The organism is Enterococcus gallinarum, from assembly GCF_021496385.1.
Classification (GTDB): Bacteria; Bacillota; Bacilli; order Lactobacillales; family Enterococcaceae; genus Enterococcus_D; species Enterococcus_D gallinarum.
On record NZ_CP050816.1, the window covers coordinates 1,524,702 to 1,535,000 of the forward strand.

Annotated in this window: 6 protein-coding genes, 1 tRNA gene and 2 rRNA genes (1 of these 9 cut by a window edge); all 9 read left to right on the top strand. The window is 42.2% G+C overall.

What is annotated here, in order from left to right; translation table 11 throughout:
- Positions 1-48: 48 nt before the first annotated feature.
- Complete coding sequence (gene pyk, locus HED61_RS07515; RefSeq protein WP_005472102.1) at positions 49-1,833, top strand: pyruvate kinase; 1,785 nt, start codon at positions 49-51, stop codon at positions 1,831-1,833.
- Between the two features lie 197 nt (positions 1,834-2,030).
- Complete coding sequence (locus HED61_RS07520; protein WP_005472104.1) at positions 2,031-2,591, top strand: YceD family protein; 561 nt, start codon at positions 2,031-2,033, stop codon at positions 2,589-2,591.
- Between the two features lie 56 nt (positions 2,592-2,647).
- Positions 2,648-2,827, top strand: a complete 180-nt coding sequence (gene rpmF / locus HED61_RS07525) for a 50S ribosomal protein L32 (RefSeq protein ID WP_003127860.1) — start codon at positions 2,648-2,650, stop codon at positions 2,825-2,827.
- Between the two features lie 198 nt (positions 2,828-3,025).
- The gene (gene gndA / locus HED61_RS07530; RefSeq protein WP_005472106.1) at positions 3,026-4,447 is read left to right on the top strand and encodes an NADP-dependent phosphogluconate dehydrogenase; all 1,422 of its coding nucleotides are present in this window, start codon (positions 3,026-3,028) and stop codon (positions 4,445-4,447) included.
- 144 nt (positions 4,448-4,591) lie between these two features.
- Positions 4,592-5,278 (top strand): response regulator transcription factor, encoded by a 687-nt coding sequence (locus tag HED61_RS07535; RefSeq protein ID WP_003127863.1) that lies wholly within the window; start codon positions 4,592-4,594, stop codon positions 5,276-5,278.
- 14 nt (positions 5,279-5,292) lie between these two features.
- The gene (locus tag HED61_RS07540; protein ID WP_081132372.1) at positions 5,293-6,792 is read left to right on the top strand and encodes a HAMP domain-containing sensor histidine kinase; all 1,500 of its coding nucleotides are present in this window, start codon (positions 5,293-5,295) and stop codon (positions 6,790-6,792) included.
- A 713-nt stretch (positions 6,793-7,505) separates the two neighbouring features.
- Positions 7,506-9,065, top strand: a 16S ribosomal RNA gene (locus HED61_RS07545).
- Positions 9,066-9,143: 78 nt separating this feature from the next.
- Positions 9,144-9,216: transfer RNA gene (locus tag HED61_RS07550), tRNA-Ala, on the top strand.
- Between the two features lie 172 nt (positions 9,217-9,388).
- Positions 9,389-10,299, top strand: a 23S ribosomal RNA gene (locus HED61_RS07555); it runs 1,986 nt beyond the window's last position.
- Together the 16S and 23S rRNA genes with 1 tRNA gene alongside form the textbook arrangement of a ribosomal RNA operon.

The following is a 10,299-nucleotide window of genomic DNA, read 5'->3' on the forward strand; positions in this document are numbered from 1 at the left end:
AAAAAGCTTATTAAGCTATTTTAAATAAATGAATAGGAGCGTTTAGTAATGAAAAAAACAAAAATCGTCAGCACATTAGGACCAGCAAGTAATAGTGTAGAAATTATTTCTGAACTGATCGAAGCCGGTGCAAATGTCTTCCGTTTCAATTTTTCTCATGGAGATCATGAAGAACAATTAGGACGTATGACAATGGTGCGTGAAGCGGTCAAGAAAACTGGTAAAGATGTAGGGATTCTTTTAGATACTAAAGGAGCAGAAATCCGTACAACCGTTCAAGACACAACTGAAGCAGATTATGGTCGTGCCGGCTATATCCAATTCAACGTTGGTGACCAAACACGTATCTCAATGGACCCAGAACACAAAGGAACAAAAGAAAAGATTGCAGTGACCTATCCTGGATTATTTGATGATGTATATGTAGGCGGCCATATCTTATTTGATGATGGTTTGATCGATATGGAGATCATCGAAAAAGACGAAGCAGCACGTGAATTAGTTGTTGTTGTTAAAAATGCAGGAATGTTAGGTTCTCGTAAAGGGGTCAATGCACCTGGCGTATCAATCAGCTTGCCTGGTATTACTGAAAAAGATGCTGACGATATTCGTTTTGGATTAGACAATGATATCGACTTCATCGCAGCTTCATTCGTACGTAAAGCTCAAGACGTTTTAGAAATTCGTGAAATTCTTGAAGAAAAGAACATGACTCATGTACAAATCTTCTCTAAAATCGAATCTCAAGAAGGTATCGACAACATTGATGAAATCATCAAAGTTTCTGACGGTATCATGGTTGCTCGTGGAGACATGGGTGTTGAGATTCCAGCAGAAGAAGTACCAATGGTTCAAAAACGAATCATCAAAAAATGTAATGCGGTAGGTAAATCAGTTATCACTGCAACTCAAATGTTAGAATCAATGCAACAAAATCCTCGTCCAACACGCGCAGAAGCTTCTGACGTTGCCAATGCAGTCTTTGACGGAACAGATGCAACCATGTTATCTGGAGAATCAGCAAACGGAGACTATCCTGTACAAGCTGTTGCAACGATGGCTCGTATCGATATCGAAGCAGAAAATGCTTTAGCAGAAATGAGTACTTTCCAAATCAACCAATTTGATAAAACTGATGTAACAGAAACAATTGGTCTTTCTGTGGCACGTGCAGCTAAAAATCTTGGTGTAAAAACAATCGTTGCTGCAACTGAATCTGGCTATACTGCGAAAATGATTTCAAAATATCGTCCAGATGCAGATATCTTGGCAGTAACTTTCGACGAACGTACAAAACGTGGTTTGATGTTAAACTGGGGTGTTTATCCAACAGTTGCTGAAAAACCTTCAACAACTGACGAAATGTTCGAATTAGCAGCTAAACAAGCTGTGGATCTTGGTTTTGCCAAAGAAGGCGATTTGATTTTGATCACTGCTGGTGTGCCAGTTGGAGAACGTGGAACAACGAACGTGATGAAAATTCAAATGATCGGTTCTAAATTGCTTGAAGCACAAGGAATCGGTGAAAAATCAATCGTTTCTAATGCCGTTGTAGCCAACAGTGCAGAAGAAGCAATTGCTAAAGCAAAAGATGGCATGATCTTAGTTGTTCCAACAACAGATAAAGAATATATGCCTGCAATCGAGAAAGCAGCAGCACTTGTTGTTGAAGACGGCGGTTTGACTTCTCATGCAGCAGTTGTCGGCATTGCGAAAGACCTTCCAGTGATCGTTGGGGCAAAAGATGCCACAACAACGATCAAAGATGGTGAATTGATTACTGTGGATTCTCGTCGTGGAATCGTCTACCGTGGAGAAACAACAGCTATCTAATCTTCTTTCGAAAGATTGATTAATGGAGGCAACAGGCTCGTGCATAAGTAGCGAGTCTGTTGTTTTTTTCTCTAAAAGCAATCACTTTTTTGTGCGTAAAATTACAGCTGTAGAAATGAAAAAGGTGTCAAGAAAATTTCATTGACAAAGGGAAATAACCCCTGTATAATTGCTTTTGTTGCTTAGGGGTGATAAAAATGAAATGGTCTTTATTGGAATTAAAAAAATACCAAGAGACACCGCTAATGTTCGACGAAACGTTGAACTTAAAAAATCAATTGATAAAACGCGATGGACAGATCATTGATTTGTCTCCTGTGAAAATCACTGGCATGATGTCTGTTGGAAAACATGAATATCTCCTACATTATCGAGTGGAGACAACCATCACGTTACCTTCAACACGCTCATTGACTCCAGTTGCTTTGCCAATGGATTTTACAGTGGATGAACTCTTCATGACACCAGAGCAATTTCAGCGGCGAGATGAAATGATTCCAGAAGAAGATGTCTTGATCATTGAAGGTCAGACGATCAGTTTGGATGATTCAGTTGCTGATAACCTATTACTTGCGATTCCCATGCAAGTCCTTACTGAGGAAGAGAAAAATAGCACAGAAATGCCGTCAGGAAATGACTGGGCTGTTTTATCAGAAGAAGACTATGCAAACCAAAAAGAAGCGCAAGCCCAACAAATTGATCCTCGTCTTGCAAAATTATCGGAACTGTTCAATGATTCAGAAGATGATAACGCGTAGGATTGGAATAAATTGCAGCCTCAAGGTTGCTTTCATTTACAAGGAGGTGTAGCAAAATGGCAGTACCAGCAAGAAGAACTTCTAAAGCGAAAAAAGCAAAACGTCGTACTCATTACAAATTGACAATCAACGGTTTGAACGAATGTGCAAACTGTGGTGAAATGAAAAAAAGCCACCATGTATGCTCAAACTGTGGTCATTACGATGGAAAAGATGTAGCAACAAAAGAAGCATAATCCTTTTTTACAGAAAAATGGATTTCAAAATCCTAAGGCTAACCATGGAGCCTTAGGATTTTTCTTTTTGTTTCAGATTAGTTTCATGAAAACTAGAACTTTTCTGAAATAATTCTTACTCTTTGAAAGAGAATAGTTCAAAACAACTATCTTTTGCGCTATAATGAAACAGATAACTGAATCTTAGGAGGATGAGTGATGACAAAACAACAAATCGGCGTTGTCGGTATGGCAGTCATGGGAAAAAACTTAGCGTTGAACATTGAAAGCCGCGGTTATTCAGTTGCCCTATTCAACCGTACAGGATCTAAAACAGAAGAAGTAGTAAAAGAACATCCAGATAAAAACTTTAAAGCAACCTATACGATTGAAGAGTTCGTACAATCGATCGAAACACCACGACGCATTCTTTTGATGGTCAAAGCGGGTTTTGCGACAGACGCAACCATCCAAGAATTATTGCCTCATCTTGAAAAAGGGGACATCTTGATCGATGGAGGAAACACATTCTTCAAAGATACGATCCGTCGTAATGAAGAATTAGCAAATTCTGGTATCAACTTTATCGGTACCGGAGTTTCTGGTGGAGAAGAAGGCGCATTGAAAGGCCCGTCAATCATGCCTGGCGGACAAAAAGAAGCGTATGAGTTAGTGGCTCCTATTTTGGAACAAATCTCAGCAAAAGCAGAAGATGGCACTCCTTGTGTTACCTACATTGGACCAAATGGTGCAGGACACTATGTAAAAATGGTTCACAATGGTATCGAGTATGGAGATATGCAGCTAATTGCTGAATCCTATGATTTGATGCAAAAAATTCTAGGGCTATCTGTTTCTGAAATGGCGGAGATCTTCTCTGAATGGAATAAAGGCGAATTAGATAGCTACTTGATCGAAATCACAGCAGACATCTTAACACGCAAAGACGATTTAGGTACTGGGAAACCAATCGTTGATGTGATTTTAGATGCTGCCGGCAACAAAGGAACGGGGAAATGGACGAGTCAAAGTGCATTAGATCTTGGTGTTCCACTGCCGTTGATCACAGAGTCTGTTTTTGCGCGTTATATTTCTGCTTATAAAGAAGAACGAGTGAATGCTAGCCAAGTCTTACCAAAACCTAAAGGATTCGAATTTACAGGAGACAAACAAGAATTTGTTGAGAAAATTCGGGAAGCATTGTATTTCAGCAAAATCATGAGCTATGCACAAGGTTTTGCGCAATTACGGACCGCATCAAAAGAGTATGATTGGCAACTGCCATTTGGTGAAATTGCTAAAATCTGGCGTGCAGGTTGTATCATTCGTGCGCAATTCTTGCAAAAAATCACCGATGCTTATGAAAAAGATACGGATATCGAAAACTTATTGCTTGATGACTATTTCAAGGAAATCACAAAACGCTATCAACAATCCGTTCGTGACGTCGTAGCATTGGCAGTCCAAGCTGGCGTACCAGTCCCAACATTCTCTTCAGCAATTGCTTATTTTGATTCTTATCGCTCAGATCGTTTGCCTGCAAACTTGATCCAAGCACAGCGGGATTATTTCGGTGCCCATACGTATGAACGTACGGACAAAGAAGGAATTTACCACTACTCTTGGTATGAGGAAGAATAAGTCGAACAATTGAGAACAAATTAAGAGAATGACCGAACAGTGAGAACTTTCGGTCAATCTCTTTTTTATTTTTTAGATACATGATAAAATAAAGCAGATAGTGTCTAACTATATGCAGAATAACCGATAAAGGAGCTCTAACTAATGAGTAATATTCTAATCATTGAAGATGAAAAGAACTTAGCTCGATTCGTGGAATTAGAATTAAAGCATGAAGGCTATAATACCGAAGTACATTATAATGGCAGAACTGGATTGGATGCAGCGTTGAACAATGAATGGGATGCCATCTTACTTGATTTGATGCTACCAGAACTAAACGGATTAGAAGTTTGCCGTCGTGTGCGCCAGACCAAAAATACGCCAATCATTATGATGACAGCAAGAGATTCAGTGATCGATCGGGTCTCAGGGCTAGATCACGGAGCAGACGATTATATTGTGAAACCCTTTGCGATTGAAGAGCTACTAGCTCGTTTGCGTGCGCTGTTACGTCGAATCGACATTGAAGGAGACAAAAATGTTGCCAAACAAACGACGATCACTTATCGTGATTTAACCATCGAGAAAGAAAACCGTGTGGTGCGTCGAGGCAGTGATGTCATTGAATTGACGAAGCGTGAGTACGAGTTGCTTCTTACTTTGATGGAGAACGTCAATGTCGTCTTAGCCCGTGATGTTCTGCTGAACAAAGTTTGGGGTTATGAAACAGAAGTAGAAACAAACGTAGTCGATGTGTATATTCGTTATCTACGGAATAAGATCGACGTACCTGGAGAAGAGAGCTATATCCAAACTGTTCGGGGGACAGGATACGTGATGCGTTCGTGAGCTTAAAAAAAAGAATGAAAAAACTAAAAGAACTGAAGGGGCCTTCTTTGACTGTGAAGTGGGCCTTCGCAAGTTCTTTCTTTATATTTGTTGTTTTTACAATTTTTGCAGTCATCACTTACAAAACGTCTATCAACCTGCTTGTGGCTAAAGAAGAAAATAACGTGGAGCGTACGATGTCGGAAGTAGCTTCTAGGTTAGCCAATTCAGACCAAGAATTGACATTGGTGCGTACCTATCGCAATTTAACTAAGAACGATAGTGGTGATACGAGCATCTACGACCGAACTTCAACAATTGATGGGAACTTAATGAAGATCGACTCGTTTATTTCCGAGTTAGGCCAGTCTCCTTTGAGCTTATTTGTTTATAATCTGAATCAGGAATTGATTTTCAAAACCCATGAAAATAATCTTTCTCTGATCGATGTGCAGCGAAAGCCGCCCACGATCGTGACATTGGACAATATTACAGGCTTTTTGTCGATCCAGCCAATCTACTCAAAAGAAACGAGAGAAAAAATTGGTTATGCTCAGACATTTTATGAACTGACCTCCTTTTATGAAATTCGCAGTAAGCTCTTGTTAACGCTAATCATACTTGAAGTCGTTTCCTTGATTCTCAGTAGCGTTTTAGGTTTTTTCTTATCTGCTTATTTCTTGCAGCCACTGAAAGTTTTGCGGGATACAATGGAAACCGTTCGAAAGAATCCCCAATCGACCGTGCATATGCCTGAACTGAATACAAATGATGAATTATCTGATTTGGCAGACATCTTTAATGAGATGCTCGACCGTATGCGGCTATATATCGAGCAGCAAGAACGGTTTGTAGAGGACGTTTCTCATGAATTACGGACGCCAGTGGCAATCATTGAAGGACATATGAGCCTGTTGCAGCGCTGGGGCAAGGACGATCCAGAAGTATTAGATGAATCGCTTGCAGCCAGCATGCAAGAAATCAGTCGAATGAAGACACTTGTGCAGGAAATGCTCGACCTTTCCAGAGCTGAGCAAGTAGATGTCCACTATGCGAATGAAACGACAAAAGCCAAAGAAGTCGTATACCAAGTATTTAATAATTTTAAAATTCTTTACCCGGAATTTGTTTTCACATTGGATGATGATCTTTACCACGAATTGACTTTAAAAATTTATCGGAATCATTTCGAACAGATTATTATTATCATCTTAGATAATGCCGTCAAGTACTCCACAGATCGCAAAGAGGTCCATTTATCTATTTCTTCTGATCGACAAACGTTTGAGATTGCAATTCAAGATTTTGGTGAAGGAATCAGCAAAGATGACTTGGATAAAATTTTCAATCGATTTTATCGAGTGGATAAGGCGAGAGCAAGAACCAAAGGGGGAAATGGGTTAGGACTATCCATTGCTAAGCAATTATTGGAAAGTTATAAAGGGCGCATTACTGCAGAAAGTGTGATTGGGCAAGGAACGATTTTTAGAATATATATTCCTGTGGTTCAATCTAGTAAGGATGTTTTGAAATAGCGCAGATCCTCTGCGAAGAAACCAGCTGGTTGTTGTAGGTTAGCGACAATCAGATGGTTTTTTCTTTATAAGGGATCTTACTTAATGGACAGCGTTTCTGCTTGTTCATATAAACAGGAACGATTGAGGAACACGAATAGTTATAAAACGCAATTATTGCTATAAAAGCGAACGATGAGATAAAGAATAGAAGAAAGATTCGGCTAAAAAAAATGTTGAGAAAAAGCTTTGTTTTTTGTTGATTTTTCGCAGTAGAATTGCTATATTAGTATTTGTCTTTGTGATAGTCACTGTTTAAATCTTTCAAATATTTTTTCAAAATAAATGTTGACGAAGATCAAGACAGATGTTATTATAACAAAGTCGTCAGAAAGCATTAGGTAAAACAACTTAAAAAGTTAGAAAAAACTTTCAAAAAAGTTGTTGACACAAAGCTTTCGAGATGATAAGATATAAAAGTCGCTGAGAGATAAAGAGTGATTAAATAACAATCGCTTGAAAAAACTTTTGAAAAAAGAGTTGACATTCGCTTGTTGATCTGATATGATTTAAAAGTTGCTAACGCAGCGCAGTAGACCTTTGAAAACTGAACAAAGCAAGCAAACGAACCAATGTGTAGGGCGCTTCATTTATGAAGCAAAATACATGCAAGCAATAGCTAGCAAAGTTAATTTTATTTGAGCTTAACGATCCTATGGATCGTTCAAACAAATCATTATGAGAGTTTGATCCTGGCTCAGGACGAACGCTGGCGGCGTGCCTAATACATGCAAGTCGAACGCTTTTTCTTTCACCGGAGCTTGCTCCACCGAAAGAAAAAGAGTGGCGAACGGGTGAGTAACACGTGGGTAACCTGCCCATCAGAAGGGGATAACACTTGGAAACAGGTGCTAATACCGTATAACACTATTTTCCGCATGGAAGAAAGTTGAAAGGCGCTTTTGCGTCACTGATGGATGGACCCGCGGTGCATTAGCTAGTTGGTGAGGTAACGGCTCACCAAGGCCGCGATGCATAGCCGACCTGAGAGGGTGATCGGCCACACTGGGACTGAGACACGGCCCAGACTCCTACGGGAGGCAGCAGTAGGGAATCTTCGGCAATGGACGAAAGTCTGACCGAGCAACGCCGCGTGAGCGAAGAAGGTTTTCGGATCGTAAAACTCTGTTGTTAGAGAAGAACAAGGATGAGAGTAGAACGTTCATCCCTTGACGGTATCTAACCAGAAAGCCACGGCTAACTACGTGCCAGCAGCCGCGGTAATACGTAGGTGGCAAGCGTTGTCCGGATTTATTGGGCGTAAAGCGAGCGCAGGCGGTTTCTTAAGTCTGATGTGAAAGCCCCCGGCTCAACCGGGGAGGGTCATTGGAAACTGGGAGACTTGAGTGCAGAAGAGGAGAGTGGAATTCCATGTGTAGCGGTGAAATGCGTAGATATATGGAGGAACACCAGTGGCGAAGGCGGCTCTCTGGTCTGTAACTGACGCTGAGGCTCGAAAGCGTGGGGAGCGAACAGGATTAGATACCCTGGTAGTCCACGCCGTAAACGATGAGTGCTAAGTGTTGGAGGGTTTCCGCCCTTCAGTGCTGCAGCAAACGCATTAAGCACTCCGCCTGGGGAGTACGACCGCAAGGTTGAAACTCAAAGGAATTGACGGGGGCCCGCACAAGCGGTGGAGCATGTGGTTTAATTCGAAGCAACGCGAAGAACCTTACCAGGTCTTGACATCCTTTGACCACTCTAGAGATAGAGCTTCCCCTTCGGGGGCAAAGTGACAGGTGGTGCATGGTTGTCGTCAGCTCGTGTCGTGAGATGTTGGGTTAAGTCCCGCAACGAGCGCAACCCTTATTGTTAGTTGCCATCATTTAGTTGGGCACTCTAGCGAGACTGCCGGTGACAAACCGGAGGAAGGTGGGGATGACGTCAAATCATCATGCCCCTTATGACCTGGGCTACACACGTGCTACAATGGGAAGTACAACGAGTTGCGAAGTCGCGAGGCTAAGCTAATCTCTTAAAGCTTCTCTCAGTTCGGATTGTAGGCTGCAACTCGCCTACATGAAGCCGGAATCGCTAGTAATCGCGGATCAGCACGCCGCGGTGAATACGTTCCCGGGCCTTGTACACACCGCCCGTCACACCACGAGAGTTTGTAACACCCGAAGTCGGTGAGGTAACCTTTTTGGAGCCAGCCGCCTAAGGTGGGATAGATGATTGGGGTGAAGTCGTAACAAGGTAGCCGTATCGGAAGGTGCGGCTGGATCACCTCCTTTCTAAGGAATAGTACGGAAGACTACACATCGTTTGCCTTTGTTCAGTTTTGAGAGGTCTACTCTCAAAGATAAATACCCGGGGCCTTAGCTCAGCTGGGAGAGCGCCTGCTTTGCACGCAGGAGGTCAGCGGTTCGATCCCGCTAGGCTCCATTAACGACAGAGGTCGTTAAGTTTGTTCATTGAAAACTGGATATCGAAGAAAATCAAAACAAGTAACACACACCGAGTTGACAAGTTAAAGAGTTTTTTAATAAGTTCAACGCTTATTTTCTTGAGCAACCTTCTATCGCTAGAAGAAGTACTCACCGACCGTAAGGTCAAAGGTTAAGTGAATAAGGGCGCACGGTGGATGCCTTGGCACTAGGAGCCGATGAAGGACGGGACTAACACCGATATGCTTTGGGGAGCTGTAAGTAAGCTATGATCCAGAGATTTCCGAATGGGGGAACCCAGCATTTTATAGGATGTTACACAGTTGTGAATACATAGCAGCTGTGAGGTAGACGCAGAGAACTGAAACATCTAAGTACCTGCAGGAAGAGAAAGAAAATTCGATTCCCTGAGTAGCGGCGAGCGAAACGGGAAAAGCCCAAACCAACAAGCTTGCTTGTTGGGGTTGTAGGACTCCGATATGGTAGTTGAAACAGATAGTCGAAATACTTGGAAAAGTATGTCAAAGAGGGTAAAAACCCCGTAGATGAAATCTGGCTCACACCTAGGAGGATCCTGAGTACGGCGGAACACGAGGAATTCCGTCGGAATCCGGGAGGACCATCTCCCAAGGCTAAATACTCCTAGTGACCGATAGTGAACCAGTACCGTGAGGGAAAGGTGAAAAGCACCCGGAAGGGGAGAAATAGATCCTGAAACCGTGTGCCTACAACAAGTTAGAGCCCGTTAATGGGTGATAGCGTGCCTTTGTAGAATGAACCGGCGAGTTACGATAGCATGCGAGGTTAAGTTGAAGAGACGGAGCCGCAGCGAAAGCGAGTCTGAATAGGGCGAATGAGTATGTTGTCGTAGACCCGAAACCATGTGATCTACCCATGTCCAGGTTGAAGGTGCGGTAAAACGCACTGGAGGACCGAACCCACGTATGTTGAAAAGTGCGGGGATGTGTGGGTAGCGGAGAAATTCCAAACGAACTTGGAGATAGCTGGTTCTTCCGAAATAGCTTTAGGGCTAGCCTCGGAATTGAGAATGATGGAGGTAGAGCACTGTTTGGACTAGGGG